The following is an 18,563-nucleotide window of genomic DNA, read 5'->3' as shown; positions in this document are numbered from 1 at the left end:
GTCTGGCAGAGAAGACGAATTAGTTCATCCAGCGATCTTTACGCTTACGGCTTGGGATCAGATGTGGCAGAACCAGGCCCAGCACCAGACCAACGCCCAGCACGCCGCCGCCATACATAAACCACTGCATAATAATGGTGCGCTGTTTGTCATCAAGCTGCAGGTTCGCGGCGTTCACTTTTTTCTGCGCGACGATCAGCTCGTTTTTGAGCTTTTGATTCTCTTCTTTCAGACCGTTGATCACGCCGTCGCTCTGCGCCACTTTCTGCTGCATTTCAGCGGTGCGCTGGTTCCAGGTCCCGTCGATGTTGTTCAGCTTGTCGGTCAGGGTCTTCACCTGGTTTTCCAGATCCGGCACGCGGGTGCGCAGGCTTGGCACGGTGCTCAGCTCTTTCATTGGGATCCAGGAGGTACGGCCGGAACTGTCGCGAACCTGACCGTAATTGGTCTCCGCGTTGGTCTGCAACAGGGTGACTTCCTCGCCGGCATTCACCGTGCCCACGAGGCGATAATTGTCTCCGGGGCCACTGCGCACCCAGGTGTTAAGTTCGTCAGAAACGTAACGCTTCTCTTCAGCGTGCACTGCGGTTGCGGCGCTAAAAGCGAGTAAAGTAAGTCCAATCAGGCGTAATTTAAGCATCATTAGTCGTTATTTTCATAAAAAGTGGAACGATAGTAGTGGCAACAGTGTCTCTACGCAAAGCATTCATCAGCAATCAGAATCATCTGTGTCACGACTCTACACATTTACGCCCGACAAATTGCTCATTGCATGGCAATTTGGCGCAAAATACTATGTACTGACAAATAAATGGCGAGGAAGTTCGCCCTCATTGACGCGTCTGTGACGCCCGCAAAAGTACAAGGCTATGGCTCAGGAAATCGAATTAAAATTTATCGTCGAAAAAGACAGCGTTGACGCGCTCCGTCAGCATCTGAATACGCTCTCCGGCGAGCACCATGAACCCGTACCGTTGCTCAACATCTACTACGAAACGCCGGACAACTGGCTGCGCAACCACGATATGGGGCTGCGCATCCGCGGCGCGAACGGACGCTACGAGATGACGATGAAAATCGCCGGCCGCGTGGTCGGCGGTTTGCATCAGCGCCCGGAATACAATATCGACATCAGTAAGCCAGAACTTGAGCTGGAACGTTTCCCGGCGGAAGTCTGGCCGGAAGGCGAACTGCCCGCCACGCTGGCTGGGCAGGTGCAGCCGCTGTTCAGCACCGATTTCGCTCGCGAGAAATGGCTGGTGACGGAAGGCAAGAGCCGCATTGAAATCGCGCTGGATTTAGGCGAGGTGAAGGCGGGTGAGTTCCAGGAACCGATCTGCGAGCTGGAGCTGGAACTTCTGGAAGGGGATGCGAGCGACGTGCTGAAGCTGGCGCGCAAGCTGGTAAGCCAGCCGGGTTTACGTCAGGGCAGCTTGAGCAAAGCGGCGCGCGGCTACCACCTGGCTGCCGGAAATGCGCCACGCGTGCTGAGAGAGACTCCGATTTTGCGCGTCGTCCCGAAAGCCAGCATTGAGCAGGGCATGGAAGCGGCGCTGGAGCTGGCGCTCTCCCAATGGCAGTACCATGAAGAACTGTGGGCGCGTAACGTCAAAAATGCCAAAAAACAGGTGCTGGCCGCTATTGGACTGGTGCGTCATACCCTGACGCTATTTGGCGGTATCGTACCGCGTAAAGCCAGCACTCACTTACGTGATTTGCTCACTCAAACCGAAACGCTGATGCTTTCCGACGTGTCGGCACAAACGGCGATCTACAGCCCGCAAAACGCCGGCGCGAAACTGGCGCTGACCGAGTTTCTGGTGACGCGCGGCTGGCGCACGTTCCTCGATGCGAAAGGGCAGACCAAAATCGCGGAAAACTTCAAACGTTTTGCGGATATCCACCTCTCCCGTCACGCCGCCGAGCTGAGAACCACCTTTGCGCATCCGCTGGGCGACCAGTATGGCGATCAGCTTCCCCGGCTGGCGCGTAACATCGACAGCATGTTGCTGCTGTCAGGTGCGTATGAGGGCGTGAAGGCGCAGGCCTGGCTGGAGAACTGGCAGGGGCTGAAGCATGCCATAGAGACCCGTCAGCAGATCGAAATCGAGCATTTCCGCAACGAGGCCATTTCGCAGGATCCGTACTGGCTGCACAGCGGAAAACGTTAATTCTGGCAAGGAACCCCTGATATGCCGCTTTCTTCGCAGTTACAGCAGCACTGGCAGACCGTTTGCGAACGTCTGCCCGAGTCGTTACCCGCGTCATCGTTAAGCGAGCAGGCGAAAAGCGTGCTCACGTTCAGTGATTTTGTGCAGGAGAGCGTCAGCGCCAATCCTGACTGGCTGGCAGAGCTGGAAAGCGCGCCGCCGCAGGCTGATGAGTGGCGGCACTATGCTGGCTGGCTGCAAACCGCGCTGGCAGAGGTGGCGGATGAAGCCACGCTGATGCGCGTTCTGCGTCAGTTCCGTCGCCGGGTGATGGTGCGCATTGCCTGGGCGCAGGCGCTGGAGCTGGTGAGTGAAGAGAGCACCTTGCAGCAGCTGAGCGAACTGGCGCAGACGCTGATTGTCGCCGCGCGGGACTGGCTCTACGCCGCCTGCTGTAAAGAGTGGGGCACGCCGTGCAGCGAAGAAGGGGTTCCGCAGCCGCTGTTGATTCTGGGGATGGGCAAGCTAGGCGGCTGCGAGCTGAACTTCTCCTCGGATATCGACCTGATCTTTGCCTGGCCGGAGAATGGCGCCACGCGAGGCGGTCGTCGCGAGCTGGATAACGCCCAGTTCTTTACCCGACTCGGGCAGCGTCTGATTAAGGCGCTGGATCAGCCTACGCAGGACGGCTTTGTTTACCGCGTGGACATGCGCCTGCGCCCGTTTGGCGACAGCGGCCCGCTGGTGCTGAGCTTCGCCGCGCTGGAAGATTATTACCAGGAGCAGGGGCGCGACTGGGAGCGTTACGCGATGGTCAAAGCGCGGATCATGGGCGACAGCGACGACGCTTACGCCAATGAGCTGCGCGCCATGCTGCGCCCGTTCGTGTTCCGCCGTTACATCGACTTTAGCGTGATCCAGTCCCTGCGCAATATGAAAGGGATGATCGCCCGCGAGGTGCGCCGTCGCGGCCTGAAGGACAACATCAAGCTTGGCGCGGGCGGCATCCGCGAAATCGAATTTATCGTTCAGGTCTTCCAGCTGATCCGCGGCGGGCGCGAGCCGTCGCTGCAGTCCCGCTCGCTGCTGCCGACGCTGAGCGCCATTGAGCAACTGCATTTGCTGCCGGACGGCGACGCGCAAACCCTACGCGACGCCTATCTGTTCCTGCGTCGTCTGGAAAACCTGTTGCAAAGCATCAACGACGAACAGACCCAGACCCTGCCGGGCGATGACCTTAACCGGGCGCGTCTGGCCTGGGGCATGCGGGCGGATGACTGGTCAACGTTGACCGAACGGCTGGATGCCCATATGGCAGACGTGCGCCGCATCTTTAACGATCTTATTGGTGACGACGAAAGTGAATCGCCGGACGATGCGCTCTCCGAGCACTGGCGCGAACTGTGGCAGGACGCGCTCCAGGAAGATGACACCACGCCGGTGCTGGCGCACTTAAGCGACGACGCCCGCCATCGCGTGGTGGCCTTGATTGCCGATTTTCGTCTCGAACTGAACAAGCGCGCCATTGGCCCGCGCGGTCGTCAGGTGCTGGATCATCTGATGCCGCACCTGCTGAGCGAGGTCTGCTCCCGCGAGGATGCGCCAGTGCCGCTGTCGCGCATGATGCCGCTGCTGAGCGGGATTATCACGCGTACCACCTACCTGGAACTGCTGAGCGAGTTTCCCGGCGCGCTGAAGCACCTGATTTCCCTCTGTGCCGCGTCGCCGATGGTAGCCAACAAGCTGGCGCGATACCCGCTGCTGCTGGACGAACTGCTTGACCCGAACACGCTCTATCAGCCGACGGCGACGGATGCCTACCGCGACGAGCTGCGCCAGTATCTGCTGCGCGTGCCGGAAGAGGACGAAGAGCAGCAGCTCGAGGCGCTGCGTCAGTTTAAGCAGGCGCAGATGCTGCGCGTGGCGGCAGCGGATATCGCCGGTACGCTGCCGGTAATGAAAGTGAGCGATCACTTAACCTGGCTGGCGGAGGCGATCATCGACGCGGTAGTCCACCAGGCGTGGGTGCAGGTGGTGGCCCGCTATGGCCAGCCGAAGCATCTTGCTGACCGCGAGGGGCGAGGGTTTGCCGTGGTCGGTTACGGCAAGCTGGGCGGCTGGGAGCTGGGCTACAGCTCCGATCTGGATCTGATTTTCCTGCACGACTGCCCGGTTGACGTGATGACCGACGGCGAACGTGAGATTGACGGGCGGCAGTTCTACCTGCGCCTGGCCCAGCGCATCATGCACCTGTTCAGCACCCGCACTTCGTCGGGCATTCTGTACGAGGTGGACGCGCGCCTGCGCCCGTCCGGCGCGGCAGGCATGCTGGTCACCTCGACGGACGCTTTTGCCGATTATCAGAAGAACGAAGCCTGGACGTGGGAACATCAGGCGCTGGTGCGTGCCCGCGTGGTGTACGGCGATCCGCAGCTCAAAACGCAGTTCGATGCGATCCGCAAGTCAGTCATGACGACCCCGCGCGAGGGCAGCACCCTGCAAACTGAAGTGCGCGAAATGCGTGAGAAAATGCGCGCGCATTTGGGTAATAAACATCGCGATCGCTTTGATATCAAAGCCGATGAGGGCGGGATTACCGATATTGAGTTCATCACTCAGTACCTGGTGCTACTGCATGCCCACGACAAGCCGAAGTTAACCCGCTGGTCCGATAACGTGCGCATTCTGGAACTGCTGGCGCAAAACGACATTATGGACGAGCAGGAGGCGCAGGCCTTAACCCGCGCCTACACCACGCTGCGCGATGAACTTCATCACCTGGCGTTGCAGGAACAGCCGGGCCACGTGGCGCTGGACTGTTTTACCGCAGAGCGCGCCCAGGTGACGGCAAGCTGGCAGAAATGGCTGGTGGAGCCGTGCGTAACAAAACAAGTGTGATATTATCGCGCGCAAATTGTGAATCTTTCTGGAGTCAGGAATGAAAGTAACACTGCCAGAGTTTGAACGTGCTGGAGTAATGGTTGTCGGGGATGTGATGCTGGATCGCTACTGGTATGGGCCGACCAGCCGCATCTCTCCTGAAGCGCCGGTACCGGTGGTTAAGGTCGACACCATTGAAGAGCGTCCAGGTGGCGCGGCAAACGTGGCGATGAACATAGCCTCGCTGGGCGCGCACTCGCGTCTGGTGGGCCTGACCGGCATTGACGATGCGGCGCGTGCGCTGAGCAAGTCGCTGGCGGACGTGAACGTGAAGTGCGACTTCGTTTCTGTTCCGACACACCCAACCATCACCAAGCTGCGCGTGCTGTCGCGTAACCAGCAGCTGATCCGCCTCGATTTTGAAGAAGGATTCGAAGGCGTTGATCCCGAGCCGCTGCACGAGCGCATTAACCAGGCGCTGGGCAACATCGGCGCGCTGGTGCTGTCTGACTACGCCAAAGGCGCGCTGGCGAGCGTGCAAACGATGATTCAGCTGGCGCGTAAAGCCAGCGTGCCGGTGCTGATCGATCCGAAAGGCACCGATTTTGAGCGCTATCGCGGCGCAACCCTGCTGACGCCAAACCTTTCTGAGTTCGAAGCGGTGGCGGGCAAGTGTAAAACCGAGGAAGAACTGGTTGAGCGCGGCATGAAAATCATCGCTGATTTCGAGCTGTCCGCGCTGCTGGTCACCCGTTCCGAACAGGGTATGACTCTGCTGCAGCCGGGCAAGGCACCGCTGCATATGCCAACCCAGGCGCAGGAAGTGTACGACGTGACCGGTGCCGGTGATACGGTGATCGGCGTGCTGGCGGCAACGCTGGCGGCGGGTAACTCCCTGGAAGAGGCGTGCTACTTCGCGAACGCCGCGGCGGGCGTGGTCGTCGGTAAATTGGGTACTTCAACCGTTTCGCCCATCGAGCTGGAAAACGCGGTGCGCGGGCGTGCGGATACCGGTTTTGGCGTGATGACCGAAGACGAGCTGAAGGTGGCCGTTGCCGCCGCGCGCAAGCGCGGTGAAAAAGTGGTGATGACCAACGGCGTGTTTGACATCCTGCACGCGGGCCACGTGTCGTATCTGGCGAATGCGCGCAAGCTGGGCGATCGCCTCATTGTGGCAGTGAACAGCGATGCGTCGACCAAACGCCTGAAGGGCGAAACGCGCCCGGTGAACCCGCTCGAGCAACGTATGATTGTGCTTGGCGCGCTGGAAGCGGTGGACTGGGTGGTGTCGTTTGAAGAAGATACCCCGCAGCGCCTGATTGCCGGGATCCTGCCAGACCTGCTGGTGAAGGGCGGCGATTACAAGCCAGAGCAAATCGCAGGTAGCGAAGAGGTCTGGGCCAACGGCGGTGAGGTGATGGTGCTCAATTTTGAGGACGGGTGTTCAACCACCAACATCATCAAGAAGATCCAGAAAGACAGTCAGTAAAAAACGGGCCAGTTGGCCCGTTTTTTTTCACCCTCTCCCTGTGGGAGAGGGCATCAGGCCGCACTTACTCCTGGTCGTCCACCGGTGGAATGGCCGGTGCCGGCTTCACTTCTTCCGGCGCATTGCGGTTTTCCAGCTCGCTCAGACGCTGTTCCAGCAGCGCCAGCTTCTCGCGGGTGCGCAGCAGAACCTGGGTCTGCACGTCAAACTCTTCGCGGCTGACTAAATCAAGGCGAACCAACTGCGCCTGCAGCGTCTGGCGGATTTTCTTCTCAACGTCATCACCAAATTCACGAATGCCTTTCGGCATGGACTCATGAACCTGACGCGCGATCTGCTCAATTTTTTTCGGGTCAATCATAATGGCTTCCCTTGATAAGTCGGTGTTGATGAACATTGTAGCGCGTCATGACCCAGGATAAAGCAGATTTGTTTGAAGCTTATGCATTGCCCAGGTTAATCAATAGCGTTATAGTTATCTCGCTTATTCTCAGGGCGGGGCGAAATTCCCCACCGGCGGTAAATCAGCTTAGCGCTGAAAGCCCGCGAGCGCTTTGGGTGAATTCTCAAAGGTCAGCAGATCCGGTGTAATTCCGGGGCCGACGGTTAAAGTCCGGATGGGAGAGAGTAACGATCCAGTCGGGCATGGGCCCGCTCACGTTATCTTTTTGCCGCTTATACGGCGCTCCTAAGACTGCCCTGATTCTGGTAACCATAATGTTAATGAGGTTTTTTTACCATGAATCAGACGCTACTTTCCTCTTTTGGCACTTCAACTCAACGTGTTGAACATGCACTGGATGCACTGCGCGAAGGCCGCGGTGTGATGGTGCTTGACGATGAAAACCGTGAAAACGAAGGCGACATGATTTTCGCCGCCGAAAACATGACCGTTGAACAGATGGCGCTGACCATCCGTCACGGCAGCGGCATCGTATGCCTGTGTATTACCGAAGATCGTCGTAAGCAGCTCGAGCTGCCGATGATGGTTGAGAACAACACCAGCGCCTTTGGTACCGGCTTTACCGTGACCATTGAAGCGGCGCATGGCGTGACTACCGGTGTATCGGCGGCTGACCGCCTGACCACCGTGCGTGCCGCCATTGCTGATGATGCGAAACCCTCCGATCTGCATCGTCCAGGCCACGTCTTCCCGCTGCGCGCGCAGGCGGGCGGTGTGCTGACCCGCGGTGGTCACACCGAAGCGACGATCGACCTGGTGACCCTGGCGGGCTTTAAGCCTGCGGGCGTGCTGTGTGAACTGACCAACGATGACGGCACCATGGCCCGCGCGCCAGAGTGCATCACCTTTGCGCGTCTGCACAACATGCCGGTTGTCACAATTGAAGATCTGGTGGAATACCGTCAGGCGCACGAGCGCAAGGCCAGCTGAGACCGTTGATGTGAAAAAGCCGGGGAAACCCGGCTTTTTTTGTCGCTAGTGGTAGTTAATTTTAAACAGCACCACGGTTTCAAACGGTCCGGACTGGATCGCTTTTCCCTCATCCCACGACAGCTCTGCCGTGTACTTTTGCTCATACTGCAACGTACTCCCGGTGAAGTCGGCATACTCCTGATAGTGGTTGAAGGTAAACGGATCCGTTCCGTTCAGAATACGCAGTTTTAGCCCGTTGCCAATCAACAGCGCCGTATCGTCAGCGCTGAGCTTTTCGTTCGTGTAGAATGACGAGTCCATTTTGAATCCATCAGAGCACTGCGCGTCCTGCACCTTGGTGGTTTTAACCGTAAATTCACGAACGCGCGTTTTCTGGTTCACAATGTCGCGAGCGCTGAAGGTGCCAAAATCGATCTCCTGGTTTTCAGGGTAGATGCTGAAGGTTGCCCCGCAGTCCAGAACGGTAATGTTTTGCAAGCCGTTGATGTGATACTTCAGGTTTTTCGCGTCGGCCATCTGGTTGACCCCGCCTTTACCGTCAAACTGCACCACGATGTAATCGCCAAGGGAACTCACGTAGCCGTGAGGCGGAATCGCCTTAATTTTTACAAACAGGCGAAAGCGGGCAATAAACGTGCGTGTCGTATGGACGTCATCCGGGTTACCGGAGCAGATCAGGTTTTCCCAGCCCATCTGCCGGATCTGAGCCGGGGTATAGATGAGGATGTTCTTGTTATCGAGACACTGGCGGGTATCCACGCCATTCGGCTGGCCCGTGGCATCGTAGTCCACACCTTCGTAGGTTACGCCAAGCTCATAGTAAGGGTCCGTTGCGGCCGGGTAAGGGTTGACCCAGGCGTAAACGTCTTCCGGCTGAAAGCCGCTGGTGACGTTGTGATCGCAGGTAACCGGGATTTTAATGTCATCTGATTCCCAGATTTTCTGCCCCACCTGCGCGTTGCTGGGGATAGCAAAGGGCGAGATGGTTTTTGTCTCTTCAACCGGCCCGCCTGAAGCACCAAGATAGCAGTCCAGCGCCAGCGCTTCTCTTACGGGCAGAGCGGATATCAGCAGCAGGAACAGCAGATTAGCGAGCTTGCGCATTTTTATCGACCTTATGCTCGCTGAGCGTACATTTCGCCGTGCCTGAACATTGCGCGTCGACCTTTTTCAGCGCACCGTAATCATCGATGTAGCCGATGCTGTAGTAGCTGCCGTGATAGTCACCGGTAGAGGTTGTTGCCGTCGCAAACGGGGCGATCATCAGGCTGTCAAAACCGGGCAGCATGGTTTTCGCATTTTTGCTCAGCCACGCCAGCGTGATGTAATAAGGCGTAGGGTTATGCACGGTGAGCCCTTTCGCGTTTGCGGTGACTTCCATACGCATTTCTGCCTGATCGCCTGCCTTTTTGGCGATCGCTTTGGGACGCCAGAACAGTTTGATCCTGCTCTGCATCGCGACCTGCATTACGCTGCGTTCCTCGCTCGCGCTGGAACTTTTCGGCGGCACCTCGCGCAGGTTGAAATAAAACAGTGATTCCCGGTCTTTCGGCAACCGGGCGGTCGCGGCCTGCTTCACAATCCGGACCTGAGACGAGGCGCCCGCTTCAAGACGTTGGATCGGCGGAAGCGCCATAAAATGGCTGTCCTCCTTGCGTCCGTTTTCATCTTCTATCCAGGAGAGCGCCAGATAAGGCAACGTTTTGCTCTGATTATCAATCTTGAGGCTGCTGGCCTTATCGCTTTCCGGAAACACAATGCGGGTGCGGTCCAGGTTAACGGCAGCGTGGGTGGTAAATGCGATGCCGATTAACATCAGGCACAGGCTGGTAAAAGAGGTGAGTTTCATCATGGTTTCTTACTGACATGGCAGTATCAACTGCATACTGTTTTCAAGGTGTGAAGGCAGCGAGAAGCGACACTGCTGATTGTCACCCCACGTTACCCGGAATTGTTGTTCAGGCTCTACCGCACCCAGCCAGACGTGGCCTTCGTCGGCGACCATGCCGATTTGCTGGTCACTTTCCAGTAGATGAACAATCGCGCCCAGCGGCGGGGTGCCGGCTGGCGTACGTAGAATGCCGGCAATATCGTTGCCTGCGCGCGTCGCAATCTGGCGATAGCCAATCGCCCCCTCGGTCCAGGTGGTGGTCGTAATGCGGTTGTCCACATCGACGCCGTCAGGCAGGTTATCCAGATTGACCTGTACGCTGGCGGGAGAGTAACTGGAAACCGACGGTAAAACGCCGATACCAAAGCGGTTGGTTTCATCCCGCGACATGTTCAGCGGAATGTTGCCGACGCCGTCGGTGCTGACCATCACGCGCGGTTCGTTTCCGTAGCTGCGACGGTGCAGCGCCGCGCCTTTGGCCGTTGAGGTAAACGAGCCATTCCAGCTGGCGCTCAGGGAGTTATATTCATCAGCTTTATAACTTCCGGAGATATTCAGATCGCCAAACGGTGAATAGTGCTGATAGTTGCCGCTCATCTGTGCGCCCGCGTCCGCGTGTTCACTCTCCGTTCCCGCGGAGACGCCCCAGGTATTATTGCGATCGGACGTGTCGTACCAGGAGACATTTTGGCTCAGGCTATCGCTGTTGTGCAGATCGTAACTGAGGCGATGATCCGGATCGATCGGTACGCTCAGGGACAGGTAAAACTGCGTATCGTCGTCTTCATCTTCGTAATGCGTCTTGCTCCAGGAGAGGGTGACGCCGAGGTTTTTCCAGCGCCCCAGATCAAAGTTATAGCCTGCGGTAATGCTTCCGGTCGTGGACGGGGCTTCGTTCCACCAGGTCTGACGCAGTACGTTGACGTAGAGGTTGAGCGATAACGAGCTGATGTACTGGCTGGCGGTTACGCTCAGCGTCTGCTTTTCTGTCTGACGATCGTTGTCGTCATAATCAAGGAAGCGGGCATAGCTCAGGAATTTCCGATCGGAGTAGCGGTAGCTGGCAAGCGTAAGCTGGCTGCCGGTGGTATCGAAACGCTTACTGTAGTTAAAACGGTAGCTGTAACCCGTCTGGCTATCCTGGAAGGGGAGCTGGCTGGTGGCCTGCGTGACGTCAAAAGAGAGAGCACCCAGATGCGCCATATTTTGCCCGACCCCGGCGGCAATGGAACGGTAATGATCCCCGTCGGCAAGCGTCCCGCCATAGAGCGAGGTGTTTGACAGCATTCCCCATGAGAATTCACCGCTCATAAAACCGGTGTCTTCGACGTCATGAGAGGCGTCTTTACGCGCTTTACCCGCCGCCAGCTTGTAGCGAACCTGCCCTTTACGCGTTAAAAAAGGCACCGATTCCGCCGAGACCTGGAAGGTGCTGACGCGCCCGTCTTCCTCCGTCACTTTTACGTCCAGCGTCCCCTGAACGGACTGGTTAAGATCCTGAATAACAAAGGGGCCAGGCGGAACTTTACTTTGATAAATTACGCGATCGGCCAGGCTGACGGTGACGGTCGCGTTGGTTTGCGCGATACCGGTAATTTGTGGCGCATAGCCACGCAGCGACCAGGGGAGCATGCGCTCATCGCTGATCAGGGAGGCGCCGGTATAGGTAAAAGCGTCAAAGATTGAGGACTGGAAGTCCGTTTCACCCAGCGTCAGCTTAGCACCAAGCGAAGGAAGAGGGCGGAACATGTAGACGCGCGAAAAGCGTCCGTCATGATCCGAACCTGCATCGGTATGCGTTTGGCTGTACTGATAATCACTGCGCAGGCGCCATGCGCCCATATTCGCGCCTGCCGTGCCATAGGTGTTGGCGTTGTTGGTGCTGCTGCCGTCGCTGGGCTGATAGTGGCTGGCGAACAGGTTGTAATCCAGAATCACGCCCGGTACGCCATTGTCCCACGTTGCGGGTGGCATCCAGTCGGCGGCGCGGTACTGCAACCATGCCTGGGGTACGGTGACCTTCAGCGTCTGGGTCGCTTGTTCAAAATTAAAGGTGATATCCGGTCTGGAGGAAAAGTCGACGCATCCCTCTTTTTCAGGTAAGGCGTCGCGGACTTCCTCTTTCAGGGCAAACGTATCCGCCAGTTCAGGAGGAATACACACCTGTACCGTGTTATTTACCTCTTTCCAGCTAAGCTGCCAGCCGTTAGCCAGTGGTGTGTCGTTAATGGATACGGTAACAAAATAGCTGCCAGGGGTAACCGCTATTTCATTTTTAAAAAGGGAGAGGTCAACGCTGCCCCGCTGGTCTTTATCAATGGCATTGATATTAAACTCGGTGGCAGAGGCAATCTTCGTCATTAACAGGGACGCAATGATGATTTTAGATTGTAATTTATATGTCATCATCCTGTTACCAAAATAATATCACATACCGGCTGGCAAATAATGCCAGCCGGTTTTATCGTGATGCATTGCCTTATTTGTACATCAGCACATAGTTGGCAGTCGCTTCAACCTGACCCGCTGTGGCAGTTTTACCCTGAGCAACTTCCATTAATGCTTTGAAGTGCAGAGTCTGAGTGGTGGAACCCGCCAGCAGATCGACCGTTTGAGCCGAACCCAGGGTGATGTTGGCTTCGTTGTTATCCAGCAGACGAACACCGACGTTCTGAGCACCGCTAGCATAGGTGTTGCTCATCAGGCTGGTGTCAGTAGCGTCAGTTGCTGCGCTGGTGAAGGTCACGTCAACTTTGGTCACTGGCGTATCCGTTTCGTCCGCCGGATCGTCAAGCTGGCAGTTCTCCAGATTGATATCAACCGGAACAGCGGTAGACTTTTTGTTAGCGTTGATCACGGCAGTGGTAACTTCACCCAGGTCCACTTCTTTATCAACGCTGTCTGGTGCAATGCTGCACGGTGCATCAATGACCACGCCTTTGAATTTGATTTTGCCGGAACCCTGGTCATCAGCAAAAGCAGAACCCGAAACGATGGCAGCCATCGCAACCGCTAACAATACTTTTTTACCCATATACATGAAAATATCCTTTTTCAATTGAATTCATAATCTGAATATTAATTTTCAGAATACTCGCAAAGTATAACGGGTTGAGGGCGGCTTTTACGATTAATGAGGCTTAAAGATATTTTTAGAGGAGGTTAATATATAATTTATTATTATCGTAACCGATTAATATTTCATGCAGCAGCGGTTTTTTAAGCGCAATTTAATTGGGAAATATTGCGATTAAAAATATTCATAAAAACTCTTGATTTTCCAATTGTAAATACAGAGCCGCAGACAGTGTAAAATGCAACGGCTGCGCTGGGGCGCATCAAAGAATTGCCCTCATCGATGAGGGCATCCGTGTCAGCCTATACCTGCCGTTTGCAGCAGAACCAGGCTTAGCCCCATCACCGACATGCCGCACAGCACGCCGTAGCTGGGATTATTGTTAGGATCGATCTCTTTCGCCAGCGGCATCAGCTCATCGACAGAGAGCGCAACCATAATCCCGGCCACGGCAGCCATAATCGCCGCCATCACGACAGGGGAAACGAGGCTTCCAAGGATCAGCCACGCCAGCACGCCGCCGAGAATTTCGGCCATCCCGGAAATCCCCGCCCAGAAGACGGCAGTACGTTTTGAACCCGTTGCGGCATAAACCGGCCCGGCCACGGCAAGTCCTTCAGGAATATTGTGTAAGGCTACGGCCAGCGCGACACCAAATCCCATTTCCAGATTGCTGCTGGCCGTGACATACGTGGCGACACCTTCCGGGAAGTTGTGCAGGCTGATACCCAGCGTCAGCAGGATCGCCGTGCGCTTGATGTTGCCGGGGATTGGAGTAACGCTTTTTTGCATCAAATCCTGAGGGTGGGCGTGGGGCAGCATACGGTCGAGCGCAAAATAGCCCAGCAGACCACCGATGAACATGCCGTAGCCCAGAACCGGAGACATTCCCTCGGTGTGAAGTGCTGCTGGCAGCATCTCCATCAGCGAGATAAGTAGCATGATCCCAGCGGCGAAGCCCAGCGAGAACGCCAGAAGACGATTAGACGGTTTTTGCCCGAGCACGCCGAGGAACGCACCGATAAAGGTCGCGGCACCCGCAAGCACGGTCAAAATTAAGGGTACTGACATGCACTCTCCTTAAGCGATATCTTACGTTCAAATTTCCTGATGATGATCTTCACGGTTATCTGCGTTTATCTTCACCTGAATGCGCGTAATGTAGAACCATCAAATTGACACCTTCTCTAAGGATACCACCATGTCTTCTTCTCGTATGCCTGCACTGTTTTTAGGCCACGGCAGCCCAATGAACGTTCTGGAAGACAACGTTTATACCCGCGCCTGGCGTCATCTGGGGGAGACATTGCCGCGTCCGAAGGCGATTGTGGTGGTGTCTGCGCACTGGTTTACCCGTGGTACCGGCGTGACGGCCATGGAAACGCCTAAAACCATTCATGATTTCGGCGGCTTCCCGCAGGCGCTGTATGATACGCATTATCCGGCTCCCGGCTCGCCTGCGCTGGCACAGCGGCTGGTAGAGTTGCTCGCACCTGTTCCAGTGACGCTGGATAAAGAAGCCTGGGGATTTGACCACGGCTCGTGGGGCGTACTGATTAAGATGTACCCTGATGCAGATATTCCGATGGTGCAGTTAAGCATCGACAGCACTAAACCGGCGGCCTGGCATCTGGAAATGGGCCGCAAACTGGCGACCCTGCGTGATGAGGGCATCATGCTGGTGGCAAGCGGCAACGTGGTGCATAACCTGCGTACGGCGCGCTGGCACGGTGAGAACACGCCATATCCGTGGGCGAGCGCTTTTAACGCCTACGTCAAAGCGAACCTGACCTGGCAAGGCCCGGTTGAGAAGCATCCGTTAGTGAACTATCTGGATCACGAAGGCGGTTCGCTCTCTAACCCGACGCCGGAACACTTCCTGCCGCTGCTGTATGTGTTAGGTGCATGGGACGGTCAGGAGCCGGTTACCATTCCGGTTGACGGCATTGAGATGGGCAGTTTGAGTATGCTGTCGGTGCAGGTGGGGTAAAAACATGCCCGGTAAGCGTAGCGCCACCGGGCAAGTTTTATTCAACAAAAATATGCGGATAGAACCGTGACAGATCCTGCGTAATCAACGCGCGATCTTCGCGAATACCAATCCCGGCAGGTTTATCATTAATAAGCCAACTGCCGATCAGCGTATAGCTGTCGCCAAACTTAGGCAGTTGATAAAACTCCTGGACGATCATCCCTTCTTCACCGTATGGCCCTTCAACCGCTTCCAGCGTTTTACCGTTTTCGATAATGGAGACGTTCGCGCCTTCGCGGGAAAAGATAGGCTTAACGACGTATTTCTCCATCGGCGGGAACTCATCTTCGGCAAAGTAAGCTGGCAACAGGTTAGGGTGGTTCGGGAACATCTCCCACAGCATCGGCAGCAGGGCTTTGTTGGAGATAATGCTCTTCCACGCCGGTTCCAGCCAGCGCACGCCCGCGTCTTCCAGCTTGGTGGAGAACATTTCACGCAGCATGTATTCCCACGGATAGAGCTTGAACAGGTTGCTGATCACCTGATCCTGCATATCCGTAAACTGACCTTTTTCACCCAGGCCGATATCCTCGATATAGAGGAATTCAGTCGCCACTTCCGCTTCGGCCGCGCAGTCCTGCAGATACTGAACCGTGCCCCTGTCTTCTTCCGTGTCGCGACAGCAGGCAAGATGCAGCAGATTGAAGCCAAACTGTTCCCGCAGTTCGGCGAAACGCTCAATCAGCTTTTCCTGCAGGCTGTTGAACTGGTCGCTACCTTCCGGCAGGTTTCCGGCGTTCATCTGATCTTCCAGCCAAATCCACTGGAAGAATGCCGCTTCGTAAAGAGAGGTCGGCGTATCCGCGTTGTTTTCTAAAAGCTTCGGCTCACCCACGCCATCCCATGCCAGATCGAGGCGAGAGTAAAGCGAAGGCTGATTCGTTTTCCACGACTGACGGACGAAACTCCAGGTGTGCTTCGGAATACGGAATTTAGTCATCAGCTCGTCACTGTCGATGACTTTATCCACCACCTTCAGGCACATCTGGTGCAGCTCGGCCGTCACCTCTTCCAGTTTTTCCACCTGGTCGAGCGTCAGTTTGTAGTAAGCATCTTCACACCAGTACGGCTCGCCGTACATGGTGTGGAAGTTAAAACCGTATTCAGTGGCTTTTTCGCGCCAGTCCGGGCGCTCGGTAATACCGACTCGTTCCATGATCAGCCGCCCATTGAGCGAGTGGAAGTGCCTGTTGCACTACGCTGCATGCTGGTCTGTTTCGCCACAGACTCACCGAACCCACCTCGGGTGATGGTGCTGGTGGTCGCAGGCTTCGGCGCCATCGCGGTTTTCGGGACGGTCACGGTGCGGCCCGGGGTCGCTGCGCCATAACCTTTGCCGCTGGCATCGGTATATTGACCATAAGCCGGGCTGGCCGGGTTTTTCGAGCTAAACAGCGGTTGCTGCTGATAGCCCGCACCGCCGCCCATCAGGCGTCCCATCATGTAGCCTGCCATTAATGGCATCCAGAAGCTGCCGCTGGACTGCGCCTGCGCCTGATTTTCCGGCGCAGTACCTGCCTGAGCTGGCGTCTGCTGACACTGTCCTTCACCAAATTCCGCCACGCAGTCTTCGCGTGAGGCGTATTTCGGCGCGGTGCGTTCCGCTTCTTTCAGGGCGTTGGTGTAGGCGGTTTTACATTCTGCTGCCTGGCCGGTTGCTGCGGAGCAGTCGTCCGCGTTTTGATACAGCGAAACCGTTTCGTCGTTTTTCTCACAGCCTGCCAGCATAAAGACCGCGGTTACTGCCAGCGCAACAGGGGTGAGATGACGTGCGTTCCAGCTTTTGCGGAACGACGCGTGATTGATCGTTTTTGTCCGTTTCATGTTTGTCTTCCAGGACCCAGTGGTAATAACGCTCAGGATAGTGGATGAGTGGTTGAAAATGAAGCGAAGAGGGGCGGAATCAGGGGGATCTTTACGTTGGCTTACGTTCGGGTGTGATTCAGCTGCGCCCTCTCCCGGTGAGAGAGGGCGTGATAACACTCTTAGTTACGGAACGGGTTAGAACCGCTGCTTGCAGGTGCCGTGCTACGCGCGGCCGCTGGCTGTGCGGCAGGGGCGCTGCCGTTAGCGTTGAAGTTATCAACGGCGGCAACCTGCTCCGGGTTCTCCGGTGCAACGCTGTCCGGAGAGGTAGAGACCGGTTTGCCCAGCGCGCTGTTCAGCATCTGCAGGTCTTGCTCGTTCAGCGTACCCAGAGCCTGCTTAATGTTCAGCTGGTTGATCAGGTACTGGTAACGTGCGCTGGAGAGCTGCTGTTTCGCGTTGTACAGCGTGGTGGTCGCGTCGAGCACGTCAACGATAGTACGTGTACCAACGGAGTAACCGGCCTCCATCGCGTCCAGGGAGCTCTGAGCTGACACCACGGCCTGTTTATAGGCGTTGATGCTGCTGATGGAAGCATTCACGTTATTGAAGGACGAACGCACGGTCTGCACCACGTTGCGGTGCGCGCTTTCCAGCTGCTCGCTCGCGCCAACAAAGTTGTACTGCGCCTGTTTCACCTGAGAGTTGACCTGACCGCCCTGGTACAGTGGCAGAGAGAAGCTCAGGCCCACTTTGTTCTGACCCATATTGCTGTCGTCATACTGGGCAGAATTGGTTTTAGAGCCGCTGTAGGTCGTGTCAGAAACGCCGGTGGACGCGCTCAGGCTCAGGGTTGGCAGATGGCCGTCCTGCGCCTGACGAATTTGCTCGCGGGCCAGGTCCTGGCTCAGACGCGCCTGCAGCAACGTCAGGTTGCGGTTTTCCGCCTCTTTCAGCAGGGCGTTAACGGCCTGCGGCTTATCCGTTTTGAAGCTGTCGACGTTCAGGGAAGCCAGCTCAGGGTAGTAATTCCCGGTCACCTGGCGCAGGGATTCCAGCGCGTTGTCGAGGTTGTTACGCGCGGTCACTTCGTTGGCCAGCACGGTGTCGTACTGTGAACGGGCGTTCTGCACGTCGGTGATCGCCACCAGACCCACGTTGAAGCGCTGGGTGGTTTGATCTAACTGACGGTAGATCGCCTGTTTCTGCGCTTCGGTGTAGGAGAGCGCGTCAATGGCGCTCAGCACGTTGAAGTACGCGGTGGCAGTATTCAGGATCAGCGTTTGCTGGTCGGTCTGATAGGTCACATCCTGGATGCCTGCGGTCTTTTCCTGCAGGGTCAGGGCGCGCCATTTGGACATATCAAACAGCGTCTGTGTTAATTGCAGTGAGGCGCTGGTAGCATTGGAGTTAACGCCGTTAGCGTCGCGGAAACCGTTGCTGTAGGTATAATCTGCACCTAAACCTAACTGCGGCAGCAGTGGGCTACGCGCTTCGTTAATCTTTTCAAACGCAGCATCACGATCGGCCGCTGATTTACGTAAATCAGGGTTGCCCAGACGTGCCTGCTGGTAGACCTGTAACAGGTTTTCCGCCTGGCTCATTGCACTGAAGCCCGTCAGGCTCAGGCCGATAAGGATGGGGAGCAATTTCTTCATTTGCATTCCTTGTTGTGAAGCAGTATTAGCGCTGATCTAATTAAAAAATAATTGCCGATTCTAACAGAATCATCCACACCAAAAGGTTGGCGTTACGTGCCATCTGGCGGTAATTTGCACCAATCTACCATATAGCCTTACAAACGGCAGCCAAACAGCCTTGAAATTCATAATTTCATCACCAT

The 18,563-nt window shown here is 56.3% G+C and carries 15 protein-coding genes and 1 riboswitch; of the genes, 5 read left to right on the top strand and 10 right to left on the bottom strand.

The window, feature by feature from the left end:
- Positions 1-19: 19 nt before the first annotated feature.
- Entirely contained in the window at positions 20-640 is a 621-nt protein-coding gene (locus INF77_RS06285) for a TIGR04211 family SH3 domain-containing protein (protein ID WP_028014457.1), read from the bottom strand.
- Between the two features lie 229 nt (positions 641-869).
- Between INF77_RS06285 and INF77_RS06280 the strand changes: the two genes are divergently transcribed.
- The 3 genes from INF77_RS06280 to hldE are packed head-to-tail and all read left to right on the top strand — an operon-like array spanning position 870 to position 6,519.
- Positions 870-2,171 carry an inorganic triphosphatase gene (locus INF77_RS06280; RefSeq protein ID WP_193532095.1) on the top strand — a complete coding sequence of 434 codons (1,302 nt, stop codon included), beginning with the start codon at positions 870-872 and terminating at the stop codon, positions 2,169-2,171.
- A gap of 21 nt (positions 2,172-2,192) precedes the next feature.
- Positions 2,193-5,048: a bifunctional [glutamate--ammonia ligase]-adenylyl-L-tyrosine phosphorylase/[glutamate--ammonia-ligase] adenylyltransferase gene (glnE, locus tag INF77_RS06275; RefSeq protein ID WP_193532094.1), complete on the top strand. Its 2,856-nt coding sequence runs from the start codon at positions 2,193-2,195 to the stop codon at positions 5,046-5,048.
- 40 nt (positions 5,049-5,088) lie between these two features.
- Positions 5,089-6,519: a bifunctional D-glycero-beta-D-manno-heptose-7-phosphate kinase/D-glycero-beta-D-manno-heptose 1-phosphate adenylyltransferase HldE gene (hldE, locus tag INF77_RS06270; RefSeq protein ID WP_003862540.1), complete on the top strand. Its 1,431-nt coding sequence runs from the start codon at positions 5,089-5,091 to the stop codon at positions 6,517-6,519.
- A 64-nt stretch (positions 6,520-6,583) separates the two neighbouring features.
- Here the strand turns inward: hldE and ubiK are convergent, their stop codons facing one another.
- Positions 6,584-6,880: a ubiquinone biosynthesis accessory factor UbiK gene (gene ubiK, locus INF77_RS06265; RefSeq protein ID WP_028014454.1), complete on the bottom strand. Its 297-nt coding sequence runs from the start codon at positions 6,878-6,880 to the stop codon at positions 6,584-6,586.
- A 121-nt stretch (positions 6,881-7,001) separates the two neighbouring features.
- Positions 7,002-7,152, top strand: a riboswitch (FMN riboswitch).
- A gap of 106 nt (positions 7,153-7,258) precedes the next feature.
- Here ubiK and ribB point away from each other — a divergent pair.
- Positions 7,259-7,912: a 3,4-dihydroxy-2-butanone-4-phosphate synthase gene (gene ribB / locus INF77_RS06260; RefSeq protein ID WP_028017147.1), complete on the top strand. Its 654-nt coding sequence runs from the start codon at positions 7,259-7,261 to the stop codon at positions 7,910-7,912.
- Between the two features lie 45 nt (positions 7,913-7,957).
- Here the strand turns inward: ribB and INF77_RS06255 are convergent, their stop codons facing one another.
- The 5 genes from INF77_RS06255 to zupT all read right to left on the bottom strand — a co-directional run bounded on the left by INF77_RS06255 (position 7,958) and on the right by zupT (position 13,953).
- Entirely contained in the window at positions 7,958-9,019 is a 1,062-nt protein-coding gene (locus INF77_RS06255) for a fimbrial protein (RefSeq protein WP_028014452.1), read from the bottom strand.
- The gene (locus INF77_RS06250) at positions 9,003-9,764 is read right to left on the bottom strand and encodes a molecular chaperone (protein ID WP_193532120.1); all 762 of its coding nucleotides are present in this window, start codon (positions 9,762-9,764) and stop codon (positions 9,003-9,005) included. The genes INF77_RS06255 and INF77_RS06250 overlap by 17 nt, the downstream gene beginning before the upstream one ends.
- A gap of 9 nt (positions 9,765-9,773) precedes the next feature.
- On the bottom strand, positions 9,774-12,212 hold the full coding sequence (locus tag INF77_RS06245; RefSeq protein WP_193532119.1) for a fimbria/pilus outer membrane usher protein: 2,439 nt from the start codon (positions 12,210-12,212) through the stop codon (positions 9,774-9,776).
- Positions 12,213-12,285: 73 nt separating this feature from the next.
- Entirely contained in the window at positions 12,286-12,846 is a 561-nt protein-coding gene (locus INF77_RS06240; protein WP_045261131.1) for a fimbrial protein, read from the bottom strand.
- Positions 12,847-13,179: 333 nt separating this feature from the next.
- Positions 13,180-13,953, bottom strand: coding sequence for a zinc transporter ZupT (zupT, locus tag INF77_RS06235; RefSeq protein ID WP_150145062.1), 774 nt, complete (start codon positions 13,951-13,953; stop codon positions 13,180-13,182).
- A 130-nt stretch (positions 13,954-14,083) separates the two neighbouring features.
- On the opposite strand from zupT, the gene ygiD reads away from it, so the two are divergent.
- On the top strand, positions 14,084-14,872 hold the full coding sequence (gene ygiD, locus INF77_RS06230) for a 4,5-DOPA dioxygenase extradiol (RefSeq protein WP_063943071.1): 789 nt from the start codon (positions 14,084-14,086) through the stop codon (positions 14,870-14,872).
- A gap of 37 nt (positions 14,873-14,909) precedes the next feature.
- Here ygiD and INF77_RS06225 read toward each other — a convergent pair whose 3' ends face one another.
- From INF77_RS06225 to tolC, 3 genes are all read right to left on the bottom strand, one after another.
- Entirely contained in the window at positions 14,910-16,070 is a 1,161-nt protein-coding gene (locus tag INF77_RS06225) for a glutathionylspermidine synthase family protein (RefSeq protein WP_150145060.1), read from the bottom strand.
- Between the two features lie 2 nt (positions 16,071-16,072).
- Positions 16,073-16,738, bottom strand: a complete 666-nt coding sequence (locus INF77_RS06220) for a DUF1190 family protein (RefSeq protein ID WP_028014445.1) — start codon at positions 16,736-16,738, stop codon at positions 16,073-16,075.
- A gap of 161 nt (positions 16,739-16,899) precedes the next feature.
- A complete protein-coding gene (gene tolC, locus INF77_RS06215) occupies positions 16,900-18,378 on the bottom strand; it encodes an outer membrane channel protein TolC (protein ID WP_150145059.1) in 1,479 nt (492 codons plus the stop codon).
- Positions 18,379-18,563: the final 185 nt, after the last annotated feature.

The organism is Enterobacter cloacae complex sp. P1B, from assembly GCF_014982345.1.
GTDB classification, from domain to species: Bacteria; Pseudomonadota; Gammaproteobacteria; order Enterobacterales; family Enterobacteriaceae; genus Enterobacter; species Enterobacter bugandensis.
The sequence above is the reverse complement of the archived record's forward strand: the minus strand, read 5'-3'. Positions and strand labels throughout refer to the sequence as shown.